This window comes from Olleya sp. KKT75, from assembly GCF_055635485.1.
The window spans coordinates 450994-473440 of sequence record NZ_CM145759.1; the positions used below are offsets into that span (position 1 = coordinate 450994).

The 22447-nt window shown below is 32.0% G+C and carries 16 protein-coding genes; 3 read left to right on the top strand and 13 right to left on the bottom strand.

Going from position 1 to position 22447, the window contains the following annotated elements:
- Positions 1-268: 268 nt before the first annotated feature.
- The 6 genes from ACZ2G2_RS01995 to ACZ2G2_RS02020 form a co-directional block, all read right to left on the bottom strand.
- On the bottom strand, positions 269-1438 hold the full coding sequence (locus tag ACZ2G2_RS01995) for an acyl-CoA dehydrogenase family protein (protein WP_090837427.1): 1170 nt from the start codon (positions 1436-1438) through the stop codon (positions 269-271).
- Positions 1439-1462: 24 nt separating this feature from the next.
- Positions 1463-2275 carry a ComEA family DNA-binding protein gene (locus ACZ2G2_RS02000; RefSeq protein WP_470393729.1) on the bottom strand — a complete coding sequence of 271 codons (813 nt, stop codon included), beginning with the start codon at positions 2273-2275 and terminating at the stop codon, positions 1463-1465.
- Positions 2276-2362: 87 nt separating this feature from the next.
- Complete coding sequence (locus tag ACZ2G2_RS02005; protein WP_470393730.1) at positions 2363-3952, bottom strand: alanine/glycine:cation symporter family protein; 1590 nt, start codon at positions 3950-3952, stop codon at positions 2363-2365.
- Positions 3953-4043: 91 nt separating this feature from the next.
- Entirely contained in the window at positions 4044-5069 is a 1026-nt protein-coding gene (locus ACZ2G2_RS02010) for a potassium channel family protein (RefSeq protein WP_090837433.1), read from the bottom strand.
- Between the two features lie 3 nt (positions 5070-5072).
- Positions 5073-5300, bottom strand: a complete 228-nt coding sequence (locus ACZ2G2_RS02015; protein ID WP_028283630.1) for a PspC domain-containing protein — start codon at positions 5298-5300, stop codon at positions 5073-5075.
- 12 nt (positions 5301-5312) lie between these two features.
- Positions 5313-6587, bottom strand: coding sequence for a DUF2851 family protein (locus tag ACZ2G2_RS02020; protein WP_470393731.1), 1275 nt, complete (start codon positions 6585-6587; stop codon positions 5313-5315).
- Between the two features lie 184 nt (positions 6588-6771).
- Here ACZ2G2_RS02020 and ACZ2G2_RS02025 point away from each other — a divergent pair, with 184 nt between their 5' ends.
- Positions 6772-7953, top strand: a complete 1182-nt coding sequence (locus ACZ2G2_RS02025; RefSeq protein ID WP_470393733.1) for an MFS transporter — start codon at positions 6772-6774, stop codon at positions 7951-7953.
- A 137-nt stretch (positions 7954-8090) separates the two neighbouring features.
- Here the strand turns inward: ACZ2G2_RS02025 and ACZ2G2_RS02030 are convergent, their stop codons facing one another.
- A complete protein-coding gene (locus ACZ2G2_RS02030) occupies positions 8091-9503 on the bottom strand; it encodes a hypothetical protein (RefSeq protein WP_470393735.1) in 1413 nt (470 codons plus the stop codon).
- A gap of 118 nt (positions 9504-9621) precedes the next feature.
- Positions 9622-10977, bottom strand: coding sequence for a UDP-N-acetylmuramate--L-alanine ligase (locus tag ACZ2G2_RS02035; RefSeq protein WP_470393737.1), 1356 nt, complete (start codon positions 10975-10977; stop codon positions 9622-9624).
- Positions 10978-11138: 161 nt separating this feature from the next.
- On the opposite strand from ACZ2G2_RS02035, the gene ACZ2G2_RS02040 reads away from it, so the two are divergent.
- A complete protein-coding gene (locus tag ACZ2G2_RS02040; RefSeq protein ID WP_470393738.1) occupies positions 11139-11882 on the top strand; it encodes a hypothetical protein in 744 nt (247 codons plus the stop codon).
- A 3-nt stretch (positions 11883-11885) separates the two neighbouring features.
- On the opposite strand, the gene ACZ2G2_RS02045 is transcribed toward ACZ2G2_RS02040, so the two are convergent.
- Positions 11886-12830 carry a tetratricopeptide repeat protein gene (locus ACZ2G2_RS02045; RefSeq protein ID WP_470393739.1) on the bottom strand — a complete coding sequence of 315 codons (945 nt, stop codon included), beginning with the start codon at positions 12828-12830 and terminating at the stop codon, positions 11886-11888.
- Between the two features lie 211 nt (positions 12831-13041).
- On the opposite strand from ACZ2G2_RS02045, the gene ACZ2G2_RS02050 reads away from it, so the two are divergent.
- Complete coding sequence (locus tag ACZ2G2_RS02050) at positions 13042-19614, top strand: alpha-2-macroglobulin family protein (RefSeq protein ID WP_470393740.1); 6573 nt, start codon at positions 13042-13044, stop codon at positions 19612-19614.
- 11 nt (positions 19615-19625) lie between these two features.
- Here ACZ2G2_RS02050 and ACZ2G2_RS02055 read toward each other — a convergent pair whose 3' ends face one another.
- Genes ACZ2G2_RS02055 through ACZ2G2_RS02070 form a run of 4 tightly spaced genes read right to left on the bottom strand, consistent with a single transcriptional unit; the run spans position 19626 to position 22373 of the window.
- Positions 19626-20354, bottom strand: coding sequence for a LytR/AlgR family response regulator transcription factor (locus ACZ2G2_RS02055; protein WP_282068883.1), 729 nt, complete (start codon positions 20352-20354; stop codon positions 19626-19628).
- Positions 20351-21415, bottom strand: coding sequence for a sensor histidine kinase (locus ACZ2G2_RS02060; RefSeq protein ID WP_470393742.1), 1065 nt, complete (start codon positions 21413-21415; stop codon positions 20351-20353). Before ACZ2G2_RS02060 ends, ACZ2G2_RS02055 begins: the two co-directional genes overlap by 4 nt.
- Positions 21416-21420: 5 nt before the next feature.
- Complete coding sequence (locus ACZ2G2_RS02065) at positions 21421-21822, bottom strand: hypothetical protein (protein WP_470393743.1); 402 nt, start codon at positions 21820-21822, stop codon at positions 21421-21423.
- A 2-nt stretch (positions 21823-21824) separates the two neighbouring features.
- On the bottom strand, positions 21825-22373 hold the full coding sequence (locus ACZ2G2_RS02070) for an STM3941 family protein (protein ID WP_470393744.1): 549 nt from the start codon (positions 22371-22373) through the stop codon (positions 21825-21827).
- Positions 22374-22447: the final 74 nt, after the last annotated feature.

The following is a 22447-nucleotide window of genomic DNA, read 5'->3' on the forward strand; positions in this document are numbered from 1 at the left end:
AATTTAAATATTATTTGTTAGCAGGATTGCAATCGGTTATAACGATTACCATTTTAGCGAAAACGCATTACCGCTTTCGCTAAAAAGCTAATCAAATTATTTCGTAGCTGGCTTATAGTCTTTACCATCAATTACCATTTTAGCGATAATTTGGAAGAATTTTCGCCAAAAAGCTAAACAAACTATTTCGTAGCTGGCTTATAGTCTTTACCATCAATTACCATTTTAGCGATAATTTGGAAGAATTTTCGCTAAAAAGCTAATCAAATTATTTCGTAGCTGGCTTATAGTCTTTACCATCAATTACCATTTTAGCGATAATTTCTCTTAAAATTTCTGAAGTACCACCACCTATTGGTCCTAATCTACTATCTCTCAATAGTCGTGCCAATGGATATTCTTCCATATAACCATAACCACCTAAAAACTGAAGACAATCATAAATAACATCGTCCGCTACTTTAGTAGATTTTAATTTAGACATTGTTGCTTCTTTTACAACATACTCGCCTTTACCTAATCTATCTGCAATTGTATAATTAAACGTTTTACAGATTTCTACTTCTGTAATATGATCTGCTAAACGGTGTCTTAAAGCTTGAAAACGATCTATGGTTTTACCAAAAGCTGTACGCTCTGACATGTATTGCATTGTATAATCTAAAGCAAACTCTGCTCTAGCATGTGCATTTACCCCCATAATTAGACGTTCCGTCGCAAAATGCTGCATAATATATGCAAAGCCTTTGTTTTCTTCTCCCATTAGGTTAGAAGCTGGAATAGTTACATTATCAAATGCAATCTCTCCTGTATCCGATGCTCTCCAACCTAATTTATCTAATTTAGTTGCAGATACACCCGGCGTATCTCTATCAATCAAGAAAATACTAATCCCCTTGTTACCTAATTCAGGATTTGTTTTTGCTGCTACTACTAAATAGTCGCTGTACACTCCGTTTGTAATAAATGTTTTTGACCCATTAATTACGTATGTATCTCCTTTTTTAACTGCTGTAGATCGCATTCCTGCAACATCACTACCACCAAAAGGTTCTGTAATACAAAGACACCCAATCATGTCTCCTGTAATACTAGCAGTTAAATATTTTTCTTTTATGGCATCACTACCTTCCGCTTTTAAATGCGTCATTGCAAGATAAGCATGCGCCCACATTGCAGCTGCAAAACCAGCAGAATTGATTTTTTGCAATTCTTCTAGCAAAATAATCATATAGAAAATATCTAAATCCATTCCGCCATATTGCTCAGGGTAACTAATACCAAAAAAGCCCATATCGCCAAATTTTTTCCAAATAAAGCGTTCTATACTTCCAGTTTTTTCCCATTTATCAATATGAGGAACGACTTCTTTTTTTAAAAAATCGCGTAAACTTTCTCTAAATAAATTATGCTCTTCACTGAAGTACATATTTCCCATAATACGTTGTGTTATTGTTAAGTTCTAATCTAGACGTAAAGATAGCTTAATTATCTGTATTTTATTAACAGGAAAACCGTTAACTTTTGTTAATTCGTCAATGGATTTAAACCCGTCACGCAAGGTCCTTTCTTCTATTATATTGTGCGCTACTTCGTAATCTATATATTTAATAGTAACCAACTGTTCTTTAGTTGCTTTATTTAAAGCCATTTTGGTAATTGCTCTTGGTAATTTAATAACAAAGTTATCTTTTACGTTTTGAATAACTTCTGGCGTTAATCCATACACCTCTTGCAACTCTACAAACGAATGAAACCCATTTATCTTTGTTCTAAACTTTACTATACGCTCTGAATAAGAAGGTCCGATACCATATACTTTTTGAAGTTGTGCAGCTGTAGCTGAATTTAAATCTAACTTCTGACTTATGGTCTTTGGTGTATTAGAAAATGTCTTAGAAAACGTCTTTTGTTTTGGCTTTGGATTAGTTACCCAATCTGGAAATTTAAAAGAAGGAGATATTTTAGCCAATAAAGAATCTGAAACCATTGTTACTGCCTTAAATTGACCAACAGAATTGATCCATTTATCTTGGTTTCTAAAAGCCAATAATCTATCAATTTCTTGAGTAGTCATTCCTAGAGTATAGCCTTTATGATCTGTTATAAAATTAGGATTAAAAGGATAGATTTTTGGTTTACGCTTTTCTATTTCAATTGCTTTAAGCGAATCTACTTGTTTAATAAAAGCATCAACTTCAGCATCTTTAGAATCAAAGTCAGGAGTTGTATTTAAGAGTGATGGTAATACAAAATGAAAAAACACAAGTAGCATTAAAATTATTGATACCAATAAAAAAATCCCACTCCTTTGTTTTTTAGAAAACATGAAGTGGGATTGATTAAACATTATATAGTTTATTTATGACGCATTAAACGTTTTAATAACGCTCATATATTTTTTAAGTTCTGACTTAACTTTTGGCGCTAATAATACTAATCCAATCATGTTTGGAACCATCATAGCAAATACCATTGCATCAGAGAATCCTATTACTGAATTTAAACTTGCTGCTGCACCAATTACTACAAATACACAAAAAATTACTTTATACGTATACTCTGCTCTTTTAGTTCTTCCAAATAGGAAAGACCATCCTTGGTAACCATAGTAAGACCAAGATATCATTGAGCTAAAAGCAAATAACACCACTGCAACTGTTAACACATATGGGAACCAGCTAATAACACTACCAAAAGCTCCTGAAGTCATTAAAATAGCTTCTGCATCACTTGATGGTCCTGCACCTGCTAAAGATCCTGTAATAATTAAAACTAAAGCTGTCATTGTACATACTACAACTGTATCGATAAATGGCTCTAATAAAGCAACCATACCTTCACTTGCAGCATATTTTGTTTTTACAGCTGAATGCGCGATAGAAGCCGAACCAATACCTGCTTCGTTTGAAAACGCTGCACGTCTAAATCCTTGTACTAATACCCCAACAACACCACCTGCCATTCCTTCTGGGCTAAAAGCTCCATTCCAGATTTGAGCAAATGCATCTCCAATCATATCATATTTAGCAAAAATCACAAATAAAGATGCTAACACATATATTAATACCATGAATGGCACAATCTTATCTGTTACTTTAGCAATTTTTTTAATTCCACCAATAATTACAATACCTACTAAAACAGCCATTACTAGACCAAAAGCCCATCCATAACCATGTAAGAAAGATTGGTCTCCTCCTGTAATGTTTTCTACTAGTTGAAACGCTTGATTGACTTGGAACATGTTTCCACCTCCAAAAGAACCTCCAATTACAAATATTGCAAAAAGAACAGCTAAAACTTTTCCTAAACCACCCATACCTTTAGACTTAAGTCCTTTAGTTAAGTAGTACATTGGACCACCATATACGGTTCCGTCTTCTCCAATATCTCTGTATTTAACACCAAGTGTACACTCTACAAACTTAGATGCCATACCTAAAAACCCAGCTACAATCATCCAAAACGTTGCTCCTGCACCACCAATTGATACAGCAATAGCAACCCCTGCAATATTACCTAAACCTACTGTTGCAGATAAAGCAGCAGTTAATGCCTGAAAGTGTGACACTTCTCCTTCGTGGTTTTCAACAGCTATAGTTTCTATATTATCACCACCTGGAGTAGAATCTCCTGCAGCAATCATAGACTCATGATGATCTAACTCATCATACTTACCTCTTACAATGTTTATAGATGTAAAAAAACCTCTAAAATTGATAAAGTTAAAATAGAATGTAAAATAAAGCGCTCCCAGAATTAAAGGGAACAATACCCAAAATATTTTAATTCCTCCTCCAAAATCTATTTGATAAAAAATAAGATCAACAAACCAGCCTGTAGCGTCTCCGAATTTTTCGTCGATAATCTGATCTAAACCTTTTTCTTCCTTCGCAAAGGTCAAAAGCGGTAATATTAATGTAAAAATTGAAAGAAGGTATTTCTTCATAATTTAATTATTAGTTAGTAAAATTTTAATTAAGATTAGCAAGATGCAAAAAAATGGTGAATTTTTAAAAGAAAACTTGTTAAATACCGTATTAGTCTAAACTAAAAACAGTATTCAATTTTTTAATTTGTTCCGGTCTTCCTAATACGATAACTTTAGAACCAGGTATTAATTTTAGTTCGCCTTCTGGGTTGACAATATACTCACCTGCACCACTTTTAAACCCTATAACTGTACATCCTGTTTTGTGGCGTAAGTCTAAATCTATGATAGATTTGATACCTGTATTTGGATCGTATAATTTTTCGACTTGAACTTCCTCTATATTTATATTGCTTTCTCCTACGATAGCAAGATTATCAATAAATTCTATTAAATCAGGAACAACTACTAAAGACGCCATGTGATCACCACCAATACGATCTGGTAAAATAACGTTGTTAGCACCTGCTAACTTTAGCTTCTCATAGGATGTTTCTTGAGATGCACGACTTATGATGCGTAAATCCTTTTTCATTTGTCTAGCAGAAAGCACAACAAATAAATTATCTGCGTCATTTGGTAAAGCCGAAATCAAACTACTGGCACGCTCTATACCTGCTTGCAATAAGACTTCATCTTCGTTAGCATTTCCAAACACGAAAGGCATATTTTCATCTTCAAATTTTTCAATAACCTCCTTGTTTTTTTCGACAATAACAAAAGGTTGTTTGTGTGCTAATAACTTGGTTGCAGCCTGTTTTCCGTTTCGACCATAACCACAAATAATAATATGGTTATTCAAGCCATCAATTTTTTTCTGCATTTTCTTTTGTTTTAATTCTTCTATATTATTTCTGCTTAAAATAAATTCAGTAATAATTGTTAAGGCATAACCAACAATGACAACACTATTTAATATTAAGAATATTGTAAATATTTTTGAGGTATCATCCAAAGGTTGCACCTCTCCAAAACCTACTGTCGTAATGGTGATTACTGTCATGTACAAGGCGTCTATCCAAGTATAGTTAGACATAAATCTAAACCCAAAAACACCAATTACTAACAATATTAGTAATAAGGTTATGGCTGTATATATTTTAGACCTGTAGAGAGTTATTAATGGGTTAGTCATAAGTTATAGATCAAACACAGAAGAGCGTTTAGTGTATACAATATCTTTAATACGCATCCAAAATGCTAAAAATAAATACAATGCAAATCCAAAGCCAAGTGTCGCAAATGTTAAATACATAAACGTTGTACGTACTACTTTAGCTCTAATCCCCAAACGGTCAGCAATACGCTGACAGACGTGATAACCACGTTTTTGAAAATAGTGTAATTGTTTATATAAGAATTGCATATTGCAAGATAATTAATTTTGAGTAAGTATAGTATTACCAATAGCACATTTTAAACATTGGTTTGCATCACAATAATTATTTTTAAGTTGAATAACCGCTTGACTCTCCAAAGCTGATGTCACTGAAACTTCTAAGCTTTTAAATTTATCTACAATTCCGTTTTGTTCTGGATTTAATTGTTGCATAAAACTAACAATCTCTTCCTCAATAGATTTACCTTGTTGTTTTGCGTAACAAAATTTAAGCGGAATAATTGTATTGATTAACAATAGATCAATAAACGACTTTGTTATCTGCTTTTTTCTGGTTTTAGAAACTTTTTCAAACGTATAATGTGACTCCCAAAAAGGTGAGGTTGACACCGAAAACAATTTATAAATAGCCTCTAGGTTTTCCGAAGCAATTACCTTTGAGAACAAATTTTGGTGCAAATGATACAAATTAGCCAATTGTGATAATCTAATAGTGGGAAAATTTGGCGGTCGCAACCTAAAAAACTGTAACGGACTAACACTACTACTGTCTAATTTAAATTTTTGTTTTAAAAACGTGTATTCTTTTTGAAGTCCTATATAATAAATATCCTCCACTTCTTTATCTAACAAACTAGCCTGACCATAAAACAAAGCTTCTAAACTTAGCAGACTACTCTGTTGTTTTCTTACTACAGTAAAATCAAAACTATTAACCAAGCTAAAAAAGGGATCTCCATTAACTTTAAGTCCAAAGTTTTTGGCTAATAATTTAAACATTACCGCTTCCCAATCATTGTTTGATGTTTCTAAAATAGACTCGATAGTTTTTGCTTTACGTTCCAGACGTTCAAAATACAAACGCTCCAACCAGTTATTAACTATAAATGGGTTAACCTCTGTAATTGTATGCTCACAATTAATCCAAGTTTGCTGACTACTAAACAATTTATGATAATTAGTTAACGCAGTTTCCGAAACGTAATTTTGAAGTTCTATAGTTGGTATTTGTGTATTGTCTTTTCTGAAAATTTCTGTGTCATGCTCCCAAACGACATGTAAAATAACATTATCATAGTTAGGATCTTCTTCATGATTATGGACAAACCAATCGCTAGATTTAATATGGATTTCAATATTACCAGCCCATAATTGATTATCAATATGTATTTGTCCATTAAAAAAATCAGGGCCAGTATGATGGTTGTGTGTCCCGACATGTTTTACACTTACTAACTCACCTTTAGTGGTTTGAAGATTTGATGTTTCAAACTTTTTAAGTTTCCATAAGTAGTGTAAAAAATCTTCTTGCATGGTTTAAATGTAAGATTCGCTTTTGAGATTTACAAATAAGCAGTCATTATTTGTAAGAAAAATAAGCAATTAATCAACCAGGTGTCGTAAGGAAGTATTAACCAATTGTACTTTCAACTTAAAAAATTAAGCTAAAAAACCACTAACTTCGCTATATTAAATCAAACAAAGCACACCACTAATATTGAAACATTTTAAGTTAATACTGCCTGTAATTGTAATTTCTCATTTTTGTTGCACATGCCTATGGTTTGCAGGTAATGGTGTGATTAATGACTTGGTATTAAACTTTAATTTAAAAGTTACCGCCTTAGGTCATTTAACGTCTGCAGTACAATTTGGCTTTATTATAGGAACATTACTATTTGCTATTTTAACAATTGCAGATCGGTTTTCGCCTTCAAAAGTCTTTTTTATTAGTGCCTTATTTGGATCTGCATTTAACTTGGGAATTATTTGGAACGGTCACACCTTGATATCTCTACTAACACTTCGCTTTTTAACTGGTTTTTTTCTAGCTGGAATTTATCCAATAGGAATGAAAATAGCTGCAGATTATTACAATAAAGGCTTAGGAAAGTCACTCGGTTTTCTGGTAGGTGCATTAGTATTAGGAACTGCCTTTCCGCATTTGTTAAAAGATTTTACAACAACATATCCTTGGAAATCTGTTTTAATTACAACCTCAGTACTTGCAATAATTGGAGGACTATTAATGTTACTATTAGTACCTGATGGTCCCTACCGGAAACCTAGCCAAAACACAAATTTAAGTGCCTTTTTTAACGTCTTTCAGAAACGAGATTTTAGAGCTGCTGCTTTTGGATATTTTGGTCACATGTGGGAACTTTATACTTTTTGGGTATTTGTCCCTATAATATTAAAACAATACACCATCATAAACACAGACGTCACCTTTAACATCCCTTTATTATCCTTTATAATTATAGGGCTAGGAGGATTATCCTGTATCTTTAGTGGTTATATAGCGCAAATTATGGGCACAAAAAAAACAGCGTTTATCGCGCTGCTTTTATCGTGTGTCTGTTGTTTAATATCTCCATTAGTATTTACCACAACTTCGGAAACGCTATTTATTGGTTTTCTTATATTTTGGGGAATGGCAGTCGTTGCTGATTCGCCATTACTTTCTACTTTAGTTGCTCAAAATGCTTCCTCTGAATTAAAAGGAACCGCACTTACCATAGTTAACTGTCTTGGGTTTACTATTACCATAATTAGTATTCAGGTGATGACTTCTCTAGTTGAGTTATCAAGCTCCAACAGCATCTATTTTATATTGGCTTTAGGACCAATATTAGGTTTGATTGCTTTGGGACGTAAACACAAAACGACTGTATTATAATAATTCATAATAGTCTATTCTATTTAAACATACTACCCAATCAACCCCTTTACCTCATAAAAATTTAAACCACCATAATTACCACTGCTCATTAACAACAACGCTTTGTTATCAAATTTTTGAGAGAATAGATAGTTTTAATTCTTTAAAACTTCTCGTTTGATAAAAGGATATAATTCCCTTAAAGAATCCCTTTCCGCTTCAAAAGCTTTTTTATTTAAACATCTATATTTATCATCGTATTCCAACTTAATAGTTTGATGTTGTTGTCGTAATTCTTCAACTACTTTTTTATGTGAAGATAGCACCCATATATAATCTTGATAAGTTGACTCTTCAGAAATCACATATTCAATTAGAATATCCTCAGCAATATTATTTTTCAAAATTCTAATTAACAGATCATCAAACACCTTATAACCATCAATAAAAACACCATTTCTATTAAGGTTAACCTTCAATATGTTTTTATCATAGCCATTATTGTCTATTCCTAAAAGCGTAGTTGGATTGAATAAAAAAGGAGGCAACTCTTTATAGAAAGTACTATTAGTGTTTTTAAAAGCCTCAACATCCGGATTTAATCGATTATAAACATATTTTTTTTCAAATCGTCGAGAGTAATCATCTTCATTAAAAACCACATAATTCACTATGCCTTGTTGTATTGCAAATAAACGTTCTTCAAAAGCTTTTAGTTTCACCAAATTCGTTGTACTATCCGCAAATATATTAACAGCAAGTCTTGGAATCATTACTTCTCGCATGCCCTTTTTTCGATCAACTAGCTCAGAACATATTTCATTAATATTTACTACTTTATTTTCATAATTCTTAACAGATAATGTTCCGTCAGGGTTATTTATTAAAACATAATTTAAATCATAATCATCTACATATCGTCTATTTACAGTTTTATAATTTGACTTTGGCAAATTAATATTAGTGTAACTTTTTAAACTAAATGCATCTACCGTTTGATAATTGATATTATTAATTTTTGACAATCCAAACGTCAATAAGCAAAAAACAACAAAATGTATAAATAAATATTTATATCTCTTTTTTCCAATCACTTGAAGTAAAACCTTCCATACATCAAGGTACATGACAATTATTAGAAGTATTAAAGGATAAAACAAATCACTAAACGTAAGAAAATCCGCAAAAAAAAGTGCCATTTCACATATCCAAAATGCAACATTAAAATTTAAAAATACTTGATCATTTAATATTCTTTGGCGTTTATTATTTCTTCTTGAAAATACTTTCTGTGGTCGACTAATAAGAATGCTTAACATTATTGATTGTCCAAAAATCATTGAAAGCCCAGCAAAGAACAAATTATAAAACGATCTTTTATCTTCACTTAAAATAATAGGCATATAATTTTGAACAGATAATACTCTGTAAAATTCTCTTAGACCATAAAAAAAACTATAAATTGCAAAAGCAGAAGCTAAACCAATAACTAAAGCTATTATAAATTGCTGCTTAGATATTGATTTAAGATTTACTGAATTGTCAAAAAATAGTCGTTTAAATTGCATACCAATGTCTTATTCTAATTAGTAGACATTTATGCACAAATGTTACAATCAAAAACCATTTTGGATTTGCTACTAAAAGGAGAAATACTTAATAATGGCTATTTTAAAAAGAAACATACTACCCAATCAACCCCTTTACCTCATCAAAATTTAAACCACCATAATTACCACTGCTCATTAACAACAACGCTTTGTTATCAAATTTTTGAGAGAATAGATAGTTTTTAAAATCTTCTGGATTGGTGTAAATAATTAAATCTTCACGTTGAAAAGCATCTGCAATTTGCTGTTCTGACACTGAATCTAGTTTTTTAATCTCTACTGCATGCGGACTATAAAAGACAACTGCAACATCTGCTGCATCTAAAGCACCTTTATATTCCTTTAAAAACTCAGCATTTAAGCTACTATACGTGTGCAACTCCAGACACGCCACTAATGTGCGATTTGCGTATTGCTCTTTAACCGCATTTGTTGTTGCTTTTACCTTACTTGGCGAATGTGCAAAATCCTTGTAAGCCACACTCGTTTTACTTTCCGCAATTTTCTCTAAACGCTTACTAGCTCCTTTAAAGGTAGAAATAGCTTCATAAAAATCGTCTTCGTCAATTCCCATATGTTGGCAAATCCACTTGGCGCCTGCTAAATTGTTCAAATTATGTTTTCCAAATACTTCAATAGGCATTGGACCTTCTGGAGTTTCTAATAGTGTTTCACCATTATCAACAGTATATTCTGGTGTATTATATGCAATCTTACGGATTGGGTTTTCTGAAGCTTCAACAACACGTTTTACCTCAGAATCTTCTTCATTATAATTAATACTTCCACCTTTGACAATACTATCTACAAATATGCTAAACTGCTCTACATAGTTTTCATAAGTCGGAAACACATTAATATGGTCCCAAGCAATCCCGCTTAATAATGCAATATTTGGCTTATATAAATGAAATTTTGGTCGTCTATCAATCGGACTGCTTAAATACTCGTCACCTTCCAACACGATAAAATCGTTATCATCGGTTAATTTAACCATAACGTCAAACCCTTCCAGTTGTGCACCAACCATATAATCTACATCACGATCATGATAATGCATGACATGCAAAATCATTGATGTAATAGTTGTTTTACCATGACTTCCACCAATGACCACTCTAGTTTTATGCTTAGATTGCTCATACAAAAATTCAGGATAACTATAAATTTTTAAGCCTAACTCTTGTGCTTTTAACAACTCAGGATTATCAGCTTTGGCATGCATCCCTAAAACAATAGCATCCAAATTACCGGTTACTTTTTCTGGAAACCACCCAAAAGTTTCAGGCAATAATCCTTTAACTTCTAATCTAGATTTTGAAGGTTCAAAAATAGTATCATCACTACCCGTTACTTGGTAGCCTTTATTGTGTAATGCTAATGCTAAATTGTGCATGGCACTTCCGCCAATAGCTATAAAATGTACGTTCATTATACTTGTTTTGTAGAGTAATCAAAGATACTAATTGCGAACAAAAATCAAGGATTGATTACACCCTTTTTCTAAATCTTTTTCAATTTAAAAAATCAAATAAATTTGAACTTTACATTATTAGGGGTATTATTGTCTAACAGAAATAATAAATCGCTTTTATGACTTCGGAAAACATTGATCACCAAATTAGTGATCACAAGTACTTGAATCTACTTTTAAACGGTAAAGAAATTACCGGCTTTTCTGATTTTTCTAATTTAGATTTTGCTGATCAAGACTTTAAAAACCATATTGAAACACAATATATAGATAGCTTTAAGACTATTTATAAAAAGTACGAAATAGACTCTAAAAACAATGCTAAAACTAGTGCTTTTTTAAGATCTCTTGAGTTTTTAGCAACGCCTAAAGTTATTGATGTTGTTGCTGCACAGTATTACCCAAAACTTAATGACGCATTAAACGTATTAAAACAGACTAAAGCTATCGTAGATGAAAAGCCTGAAAACTTTAATGTCCCTTTAGTGAATAATACATTAAATGTTTTAATCTTAAATATCTGCAATAGATTAGACCAATCTGAAGTTATTGAAAATGGCAAAAAGCAACTTATTGCACACTGTTTATATATTTGTGATGCAATATCACATGTAAATCCTAAACACCATAAAGAGATTTACGTAGCACGAAAAGATGTTTTAAAATACATCGGAAAAATTGACAGTTACAAAACTGAAGAAAGTCATTTGTATTTTGCTCCAAAAATAGAAACCGATGAGGACGCTTCCGCAGAAGGACCTATACTTGAAAAGAAAGTAAAAAAACGTGGTGCTGGTTTCTACATTTCTATAGCCATTGCTATCGCTTACGTTGCTTACCGCTTTTTCTCTCGTATAAATTAAAGCCTATAAATTCTTTTTAAAAGAAGTAAACACATCAATACTTGGTAATTCGGCAAGCGCCAAATTAATATATTTCAAAGCATTTATAGTGTCTTTTTTATGCTTATAAATTTGTGCTAAACGGTAATTTGCCCAAGCTTTTGGCACACCATCTTTAGCTGAGTAATTTTGAATATACGCTACCAAACAACGTTCCCCTTTTTCCAATTGCACATTATAGTCCGCACACACCTTACCTATTTGGTAATGTAAGCTATTACGTTGGTGTTTTGTTTGTGCAGCTTCGATATTAGAGACTGCTTTTTCTGGTTGTTTTTCTTTTTCATACAAAGCGGTAAGCTTTTCATAACAAGTCAAAGACCCACCTACTTTAATGGCCTTTAGGTAATACTCTTCTGCTAATTCTGGCTCATCATCATATTCATAAATATAACCTTTAGCCAAATAACCATCTACCTTAGATAAGTTTTCTAACTGATTAGCATACTTTAAAGACATCTTTTTGCTTCCACCAATTATACCTGGTAATTGCATATACAACTCTACTAATGCCCAACGTGCTTCGATATGGTTAGCATCTAATTCGGCTGCCTTTAAAAAAGAAGATTTTACATCTCCGATAATTCCTAAAGCTGATATTTTACTAACGGATAAGGCTTTCATCCCTAAAGCACCTCCTAATTTATAGTGGTAATTAGCGGTATTTGGTTTAGAGGCTACTAATTTTTTATATTCTGTAGCAGCTTCATCCCATTTTTTCTGATGTCCAAAAGCGTCACCCAATAACTCAATAGCCTGTAAATTATCGGCATGATATTTTACGTAAGCACTTAACTCCTGCTCTGCTTTAGCAAATTGTTTATTAGTGATATAATCCTGACCTTTTTCTATAGAGGTTTGCGCTAAAAGCGCTACAGGAAATAATAAAGCGATTAAAAATAATTTCATGTATTTATAGATATTGATTTAATATGTGCTTTTTATGATTGAATATTAAAGGTTTACAAAAATAGTATTCTATTGGTATTGTTTTTGTATTAATTGGTTAAATATTATTTAACTTTAAATCCGTGACACGTTACTCATTCAAACGTCCACTTTACGCATTTATGTTTTCAACAACTAAAAAACTAAAGTACTTTGCTTAAAAATTAATAAAATGAAGCACATATCCACTTTTTTAATGATTTTACTTTTTGCTACCTCGCACTCTCAAACCAACAACTATTCCAAACTTTGGAATCAAGTTGAGGCGCACGAGATTAACGGGCTACCTAAAACAGCGCTTGAAGCTCTTAAAGTCATAGAGTCCAAAGCTATAGCAGAAAACAATACAGACCAACGTATTAAAGTTTTATTGTTTAAAAGTAAGTTTGCTTTATTATTAGAAGAGGATGCACAACTAAGTATTATTAATAGTTTTAAAGCAGAAATTGCTAAAAGTCAAGCTCCAACAAAAAATGTATTAGAAAATATGTTGGCGACTTTATATTGGCAATATTTTAAACAAAACAGATATCAATTTTATAGACGTACCAAAACCGAAGTCAAGGCAGATGCTATAGATTTCCGTACTTGGGACTTAGAGATACTTTTTACTGAAATAAAAACACATTTTGATAACTCTTTACATAATGGTTTAATATTACAACAAACGGATATTAGTCAATTTGAAGCCATCATTACAAAAGGGAAAGACACCAAAATCTACAGACCAACATTATTTGATTTTTTAAGTCATAATGCTATTGAGTTTTACAAAACATCGGAAAACAGAATTGCACAGCCAGCTTATAAATTTACGATAGACAATGCTTCTTACTTAAATACTTCAGAAGCATTTTCTAAGATAAACATCACCTCTAAAGATTCCACTTCACTACAGTTACAAGCCTTAAAAGTATATCAGGATTTAATTAAATTTCACTTAAAAGACAAAACCCCATACGCTTTAACCGACGTTAATACGGAGCGTCTAGACTTTGTCTATTACCACAGTACTTTTAACAATAAAGACGCGATTTATTTAAAGGCGTTACAAGCTGAAGCTGAAAAACATAAAGGACATGAAGTTTCTGCCTTGTACAACTTTAAAATAGCGACGTATTACAACACGCAAGGTCATAGTTTTAACAAAGACACTAATCCTGATGTAAGATTTAAAATTAAAGATGCTTATGCTATTTGCAAGCAAGTTATTGCAGATTTCCCAGAAAGTAAAGGTGCTAGCTTGTGTAAAACGTTACAGTCTCAAATAGAGCAACCTAATCTTACTATTACTGCGGAGCAATTTGTGCCCATCAAAACACATGCTCGTTTTTTAATTAGATACACCAATGTGGCACAGTTAACCTTTAACGCTCATTTGATCTCAAAAAAACAACGTGATGCTTTTTCTAAACTATATAAAGAAGACGAAAAGAAAGCCTTTATAGACAAACTTAAAGTTGAAAAAACGTGGACATCGTCTTTAAAAAACGAAAACGATTATCAGCAACACACTACTGAAACCTTAGTTCCAAAACTAGACAACGGATTATACCTTATTGTAGGACAATCTACAGATTTAGATACCAACTTTTTTGCAACAGCCTTAACGCAAGTCACTAATATTGCAATAGTAAATTTTGAAGACCAAAACCAAGAATTTTACCAAGTTATTGATCGTAACAACGGACAACCTTTAGCTAATGTAACAGTAGCAATCGATTACATTTATCGTAATGAAATTTTAAGTACTACAAACAGTACGACAGATTCCAAAGGAATAATTACACTTAATAAAACCAACACCAATAAGCGTAATCAAATAGCCTTAACTATCAAATCGAAATCAGATACCGCCCATTTTGGCAATTACTACTTAAATAACTACTATAAAAATCGTGATAATAACGACACCAATTATCGTGCATTTATTTTTACAGATCGTAGTATTTACAGACCATCGCAAACCGTTTATTTTAAAGCCATCGCATTAAAAAACAAAGTCAATACCACTAATGTAATCGCTAATCAAAAACTAAACGTTATTCTATATAACACTAATGGTGAAAAAGTAAGTGATTTAGACCTTATAACTAATGACTTTGGATCCATTTCTGGGGAATTTATTTTACCCAACGACGGACTTACCGGTAATTATAGCATTCAGATTAACGACAATAAGATTTATGGAAACACTACTATTTCTGTTGAAGAATATAAGCGTCCTAAATTCGAAACCAACTTTAATCCAATTACAGAAACTATAAAAGTAAATGATAGTGTTACCGTAAAAGGTGAAGCTATAGCTTTTGCAGGAAGTAAAATCACGGATGCTAAAGTGATATACCGTGTAGTTAGAAATGTACAATATCCTGCATGGTACAGATGGTATAGACCAAGTTACAATAGTGACGCGCAAGAAATAACACATGGCGAAACTATAACTGATGCAGAAGGTAATTACGATATTATTTTTAAAGCTATTCCAGATGAAAAAGTAGACAAATCAGGCTTACCTATTTTTAGTTATGAAGTTACAGCAGATGTCACAGATATTAACGGAGAAACTAGAAGCACCTCAACTATTGTAAAAGTAGGATATCACGCTTTAACAGCAACTATTGGCATTACTCCTGTTATTGACAAATCTAAAAAGGATAATCAAATTACTATTACAACACAAAATCTAAATGGTCAATTTGTTGCTGCAAAAGGGACTTTAAAAATCTATAAGCTACAAGCACCCAATACTGTATTGAGACCACGTCCATGGGTTGCTCCAGATTATGCTGGATTTACTGAAGACACTTTTAAGGACTACTTTCCACATGATGCTTACACTAATGAAGACAATCCAGAACATTGGAAAAAAGGCGACTTAATATTAAGTGAAACCTTTGATACTGAAAAGTCAAAAACGCTAGATTTAAAAAACACTAAAAAATGGTTATCGGGAGCTTATATAATAGCGCTTGAAACCAAAGACAAGTTTGGACAAACGGTTAAAGACAAAGCTAAAACCATGTTGTTTTCAGATAAAGACAACACCTTAGCAGATCAACAATTAATTACAGTTACGACAGACAAAACAAGTTATGACATTGGCGATACCGTAACACTAACTTTAGCAACTGCTGCAAAAGATATTACTGTTACCGTAAGTGTAGAACGCAATTATCAAATCGAACAAAATTATGTCATCCAATTAAATCAAAACAAAAAGACGGTATCCATACCTGTAGACAAAAACGATTTAGGAGGTTTTGGGATCCATTATAGTTTAGCTGCTTTTAATAGTTATAAAGGAGGTAGTATGACTATTAATGTGCCCTATCCTAAAACAGAATTAGAGATTGAAACTTTAACATTTAGAGATAAGCTACAACCTGGAACTGATGAAACTTGGAGCTTTAAAATTAAAGGCACTAAAGGCGAAAAAATAGCATCCGAGTTTTTAGCTAGTATGTACGATGCCTCTTTAGATCAATTTAAATCTCATAATTGGAACTACTCTAGCTTTACACCAAGAAGTTACTACGCATCATACCGACGTAATAATGGTAATAGCTTTGGAAGCACTTCGTTTAGAGTTAATAGACCGTATACTTATGACACCTTTAATAATTCAAAAAGCTTTGATCAATTTAATTGGTTTGGCTTTACTATTAATAATAACCGTTGGGTGTACAATCAGTATTTAAATAAACTTAGAATTGATCGCGTTGTAACGTCCTATGATAGTGCAATTAAAAAAGGTTATGTCTCAGGAACAGTTATTGACGCAAACGGATTACCTCTCCCTAGTGCAACAATACAAGTAAAAGGAACGGATACAGGAACAAGTACCGACTTTGATGGAAAGTATATAATTAAAGTAAAAAAAGGCGATGTTATAATTTTTAATTATGTCGGTTATTCAATTATCGAAAAAACTGTAGGGTCTGATAATGTTATTAATATTAGTCTATATCAGAATAATGAAAGTTTAGATAAAGTAGTTGTGGCTGGTTATAGTAATGATAGCAGAATGAAAGCCTCTAGACCAAATGCTAGTTTAGTACAAACTCTCGAAGGTCAAGTTGCGGGATTAAACATTACTTCAAATCAAGCTGACTACGAGGATGACTCTACAGAAATTAATTTAAGAGGAGTTAATAGTTTAAATGGCGAATCAAAACCTCTATTTATAGTCGATGGTGTTGCGTTATCAGAAGCAGAGTTTAGAGCTTTAAACGCTGACCAAATTTCAAGTATTTCTGTTTTAAAAGATGCTTCTTCTACTGCCATATACGGAAACAGAGGCGCGAACGGAGTAGTAATAATAACCACAAAAAATGGAGCAAAAAAAGCGTTTTCTGATGTAAAAGCAAGAACCAACTTACAAGAAACTGCTTTTTTCTTTCCACAATTAGCCACAGATAAAGAGGGCAATGTATCGTTTAACTTTACAACTCCTGAAGCTTTGACTAGATGGAATCTTAATTTGTTTGCACATGATAAGCAAGGTCATTATGCTAAAAAAACTTTGCAAACAGTCACACAAAAAGACTTGATGGTACTACCTAATGCTCCACGTTTTTTACGTCAAGGGGATCAAATACAGATTAGCACAAAAATTTCTAATCTTAGTACAAAAGATTTAACGGGTACTGCAGTGCTTCAGTTGTTTGATGCATTGACCGGAAAATCTATAGATTCGGAATTAGCAAATACTTTAAACCAGCAATCATTTTCCGCGAAAGCGAAAGGCAACACACAAGTCACATGGACGTTGTCTATCCCAGATAATGTAAGTGCTGTACAATATAAAATATTAGCTAAATCAGGCAATTTTAGTGATGGTGAACAAAACGCTTTACCCGTTTTAACTAACCGCATGTTAGTAACAGAAACCTTGCCAATGTGGATTAGAAGCAACGAGAGCAGAACCTTTACTTTAGATAAATTAAAGACTAACACGTCTACCACTTTAAAGCACCATAAATTAACCTTAGAAATGACTAGCAATCCTGCTTGGTATGCAGTACAAGCGCTACCATACTTAATGGAATATCCATATGAATGTAACGAGCAAACGTTTAGTAGATTTTACGCTAATGCCTTAGCAAGTCATATTGTAAATAGCAATCCACGTATAAAAGAGGTGTTTAGCCAATGGAAAAATACAGATGCGTTATTAAGTAACCTTGAAAAAAACCAAGAATTAAAATCTATTTTAATTCAGGAAACACCATGGTTACGTGATGCACAATCGGAAACGGAACAGAAAAAACGTATTGCATTATTATTCGATTTAAATAAAATGAATAGCGAGTTAAAACGCGCCAAGAAAAAACTACGTAACAACCAAATGAGTAATGGTGGTTGGTCTTGGTTTGGAGATTACCGTGTTAACCGTTACATCACGCAACATATTATTACTGGTTTTGGACATCTTAAAAAATTAAATGTGATTAGTGAAAAGGATGAAGACATTACTGACATGGTTGAAAATGCTTTAGATTATTTAGATGCTGCATTTGAAAAAGAATATAACGATTTAACAAAGTATACTAATGACGTGGATTACACCAAAGATCATTTAAGTTATACGCAGTTACATTATCTATACATGCGTAGCTTTTTTCCGGAATACAAGTTATCTAAAAAGCAGCAAGACATACACCAATATTACTTGTCACAGATTAGAAATTACTGGCTAAAACGTCCTTTATATGCAAAAGGAATGATGGCACTAATTATGAATAGAAACGAGGATAAAACAACGTCTAATGCTATTTTAAAATCGGTAAAAGAAAACAGTATTACGTCTGACGAGTTAGGTATGTACTGGAAAGAAAACACCAATTCTTACTACTGGTATCAAGCGTCTATCGAAACACAAGCCTTGATGATTGAAGCTTTTGCCGAAATAGATTTAACAAGTACTGATGTCAAACTAAGTGCTATCGAAGCGCAAGCAGAGCAAACAAAAACTATTGACAATCTTAAGATCTGGTTACTTAAAAATAAACAAACCAACCGATGGAAAACAACTAAAGCAACCACAGATGCAGTGTATGCATTACTATTACAAGGTAATGATTGGTTAAGTGTTACCGATATGGTAGATGTGGTTTTAGGTGGCGAAAAAATAACCCCTGCGACTTTAGAAGATGTTAAAGTAGAAGCTGGAACAGGTTACTACAAAACGTCTTGGTCCGGAGCTGAAATCACACCAAAAATGGCAGATGTCAAGCTGACTAAAAAAGGAAATGGCATTGCTTGGGGAAGTTTATACTGGCAATATTTTGAAGATTTAGATAAAATAACCTCTGCTGAAACCCCTTTAAAACTGAAAAAGCAATTGTATTTAAAAACCAATACTAATACCGGTGAAGTTATTACTGCCATAACTAAAGACAGCAAACTAAAGGTTGGCGATTTAGTGAGGGTCCGTATAGAGTTAAGAAGTGATCGTGCTATGGAATTTGTACACATGAAAGATATGCGTGCTGCAGGTTTAGAGCCTATAAATGTATTAAGTAAATATAAGTATCAAGATGGTTTAGGATATTACGAAGCCACTAAGGATGCGTCAACAAATTTCTTTTTTGACTATTTACCAAAAGGTATTTATGTTTTTGAATATGATTTACGGGTTAACAATGCTGGTAATATGAGTAATGGTATTACAACCATACAAAGTATGTATGCACCAGAATTTAGCAGTCATAGTGAAGGTGTTCGTATTGAAGTAGAATAATTAATACGCCATCAAAAACTTAACTGATCTTTAAATATATAGGACTGTCTTCTTGAGATTTCAATTTCTTCTCCAGAATTCAGTTCTATTTTTAATTTTCCATTAAACCAAGAGACTACTTTTTTAACGTGATTGATATTAATAATTTGTTGTCTGTTGGCTCTGAAAAAGATATCTGAAGGCAGTTTCTCCTCTATTTGAGCAAGTGATTTATAAATTAATGGTTTGTTACCATCAAAAAAGACTCGGGTGTAATTACCAACAATTTCGAATAAAGAAATGTCCTGCACTTTTACTAGCCAACATTTTTCGCCGTCCTTAATAAAAATCTTTTTATCCAAGCTCAAGCCGACTTCTTTGGTTTCTGTTTTTGGAAGGTCTTGACTTTGTTCTAAGACTTTTGTTATTGTTGCAGAAAAGCGTTTTTGATTGATGGGTTTTAATAAATAATCAAACGCATTATACTCAAACGACTTAATAGCATATTCGTCAAAAGCGGTTGTAAAAATAGTAGTAGGTACTTCGTCTAGCATTTCTAAAAGCTCAAACCCGTCTTTTTCCGGCATATTAATGTCTAAAAAAAGTAAGTCTGGATTAGTTTCATTTATAAGCTTAAACCCCTCGTCTACGTTTTCAGCTTCGCCAATAAGCTCAATTTCTTTATGTGCTTTTAAAAGCTCTTTTAATTCATTTCTAGCCAATCTAGAATCTTCAACAATAACTGCTTTTAATATTTTCATAATAATGGCATTTTAATAGTGGCAACCACCTGGTTATCTATTTCTACAAGATTAAACATGGCTGAATCACCATATAATAACTTAAGACGTTGCTTAATATTTTTTAGTCCCAATTGTGTTGAGTTTTGAGCAACATTTAACACTCCCGAATTTGATACTATTATATTTAATTGATCCTCTTCTATTTTAGTAATTAAACATACTTGACCACCTTTTTTTAAATTTGAAATACCGTGTTTTAATGCATTTTCAACTAACATTTGTATAATCATTGGTGGTATTTTACAACTTAAAGTATTAGAGTCTAAATCTGTAGTAAATTGTAACCGGTCTTCAAATTGAATTTTGGATATTGCCACATAATTTTCAACCATTTCTAATTCGTCCTCTAGAGCAATTGCATTAACTTCGCTTTTAGTTAAAGAGTACCTTAAGGTTTCTGATAAATTAGTTAACATAACTCTAGCCTTATTAACATCTTCCAACATTAATCCACGAATATTATTTAAACTATTAAACATAAAATGTGGGTTAATTTGCCCTTTTAAGGTATTGAGCTGAGACTCCTTTAAATTAGCTTCTAATGCTAATCTGGCCTCTCTACTTTTATTTAATTGCATCAACCCTTTTATTGCGACATAAAAAACGGTCCATACAATAAAATACAAACCATAGTTAATAAATACAATTATATTATTTTTTAAGTTTTGAGACTCGTGTGATAAAACATCTGACCTATCATAAAGATAATTGTATACTAAATAATTATATAGTAAAAAAGCAACATAAAACAGGCTTGTAAAAACAAATAATAACCAAACAACATTAAAACCATCTATTAGCTTTAAGTTGTCAAACTTAACAAACCTATTTAATGCTTGTTTTAGTAAATGACTTGTAATTACAGTTAACACCATAATTACAGAAAAATCTAATATTAATTGCCATAGCTTTAACTCTAACTGATTACCTCCAAACCAATAAGAAAAAGCTACAAGAACACTTAACAATGTCCAGACTATAATTTGTATTGACCAATAATAAATTGCTTTTTTAGACATCTCTTTTACAGGTTACAATTATTAATATTAAATATTTGTGCATTACTATCTGGCATTAAAACTTTAAAAGAAATAGTCAGATCCAAACATAAATTTTGTTTTTTTAAAGCATTTAAAATATCTTGTTTTAAATGGTCTAAAGATTGATATTTACAATTAGATAATTGCAATGAAAATGTTTTGGCTCTTTTTTTAGACTTTAAATCCTTAATAAGACGTGTGTTACTTATATTTTCTTTTAAAGCTGAAACTTGACAGTCACAATTATTTTCAACCACAGTCTTTAAAATAGCTGCATCGTAGCCATGATGCATACCTAATAAAAAAGTAATTACAGCTACAATGCCACTTATAAAAATAGACAAAACAACTAAAATCATAATAGCCTTTTTTATTTTAAACCCCATAATTAAGCATTGATTTTGTGTTTAGCAAACTCAGTTTGTAATAGTTGCTCTAAGTCATTAAAATTATAAATCAAACTATTTGAAGTTATGGCAATTGGTGTACCGCACAACCTCATGTTAGATTTCATTAGTTTTGCTTTTATTTTAGAATTTGCTTTACTAATATATGCTTCTGGATTCTTTAAATTAATTAAAATAAACTTGGTTGAAGCTACATGCTTAATTTCTACACCTGTAATATCTCCCCATTTAACAAGCCCAATACTAGTTGCATTTGAATTATCTACAACTCCATTTTGATTGATAATCAATCCCGGTTTTTTATCAAAATATTTTGTGATTAGATAAACACCTGTTGCTCCAAAAAACAGTAAACAAAAGCCCACTACAATTCTTAACACTAAAGGATCTCTCATAAATTTTAAAGGAAAATTTTGATATAAATGTGTATTAAACATTATCCACACAGTACCTATTACAAATAGAAAAGAGATAATAATTCCGAATATTATTTTTTTCTTACTTAATGGTATTTCCATTGTATTGTTCATTTGTTTTAAATAGTATTAGTTGGTTTAGCCCTTAACATTTTTCAATAATAAAGCTTCGTTATTGTTATACACGT

What these genes read in the sequence shown, in the direction of transcription:
- ACZ2G2_RS01995 (WP_090837427.1), bottom strand. Translation starts at nt 1,438, where the DNA reads ATGGGAAATATGTACTTCAGTGAAGAGCATAATTTATTTAGAGAAAGT.
- ACZ2G2_RS02000 (WP_470393729.1), bottom strand. Translation starts at nt 2,275, where the DNA reads ATGCTACTTGTGTTTTTTCATTTTGTATTACCATCACTCTTAAATACA.
- ACZ2G2_RS02005 (WP_470393730.1), bottom strand. Translation starts at nt 3,952, where the DNA reads ATGAAGAAATACCTTCTTTCAATTTTTACATTAATATTACCGCTTTTG.
- ACZ2G2_RS02010 (WP_090837433.1), bottom strand. Translation starts at nt 5,069, where the DNA reads ATGACTAACCCATTAATAACTCTCTACAGGTCTAAAATATATACAGCC.
- ACZ2G2_RS02015 (WP_028283630.1), bottom strand. Translation starts at nt 5,300, where the DNA reads ATGCAATTCTTATATAAACAATTACACTATTTTCAAAAACGTGGTTAT.
- ACZ2G2_RS02020 (WP_470393731.1), bottom strand. Translation starts at nt 6,587, where the DNA reads ATGCAAGAAGATTTTTTACACTACTTATGGAAACTTAAAAAGTTTGAA.
- ACZ2G2_RS02030 (WP_470393735.1), bottom strand. Translation starts at nt 9,503, where the DNA reads ATGCAATTTAAACGACTATTTTTTGACAATTCAGTAAATCTTAAATCA.
- ACZ2G2_RS02035 (WP_470393737.1), bottom strand. Translation starts at nt 10,977, where the DNA reads ATGAACGTACATTTTATAGCTATTGGCGGAAGTGCCATGCACAATTTA.
- ACZ2G2_RS02040 (WP_470393738.1), top strand. Translation starts at nt 11,139, where the DNA reads ATGACTTCGGAAAACATTGATCACCAAATTAGTGATCACAAGTACTTG.
- ACZ2G2_RS02045 (WP_470393739.1), bottom strand. Translation starts at nt 12,830, where the DNA reads ATGAAATTATTTTTAATCGCTTTATTATTTCCTGTAGCGCTTTTAGCG.
- ACZ2G2_RS02050 (WP_470393740.1), top strand. Translation starts at nt 13,042, where the DNA reads ATGAAGCACATATCCACTTTTTTAATGATTTTACTTTTTGCTACCTCG.
- ACZ2G2_RS02055 (WP_282068883.1), bottom strand. Translation starts at nt 20,354, where the DNA reads ATGAAAATATTAAAAGCAGTTATTGTTGAAGATTCTAGATTGGCTAGA.
- ACZ2G2_RS02060 (WP_470393742.1), bottom strand. Translation starts at nt 21,415, where the DNA reads ATGTCTAAAAAAGCAATTTATTATTGGTCAATACAAATTATAGTCTGG.
- ACZ2G2_RS02065 (WP_470393743.1), bottom strand. Translation starts at nt 21,822, where the DNA reads ATGGGGTTTAAAATAAAAAAGGCTATTATGATTTTAGTTGTTTTGTCT.
- ACZ2G2_RS02070 (WP_470393744.1), bottom strand. Translation starts at nt 22,373, where the DNA reads ATGAACAATACAATGGAAATACCATTAAGTAAGAAAAAAATAATATTC.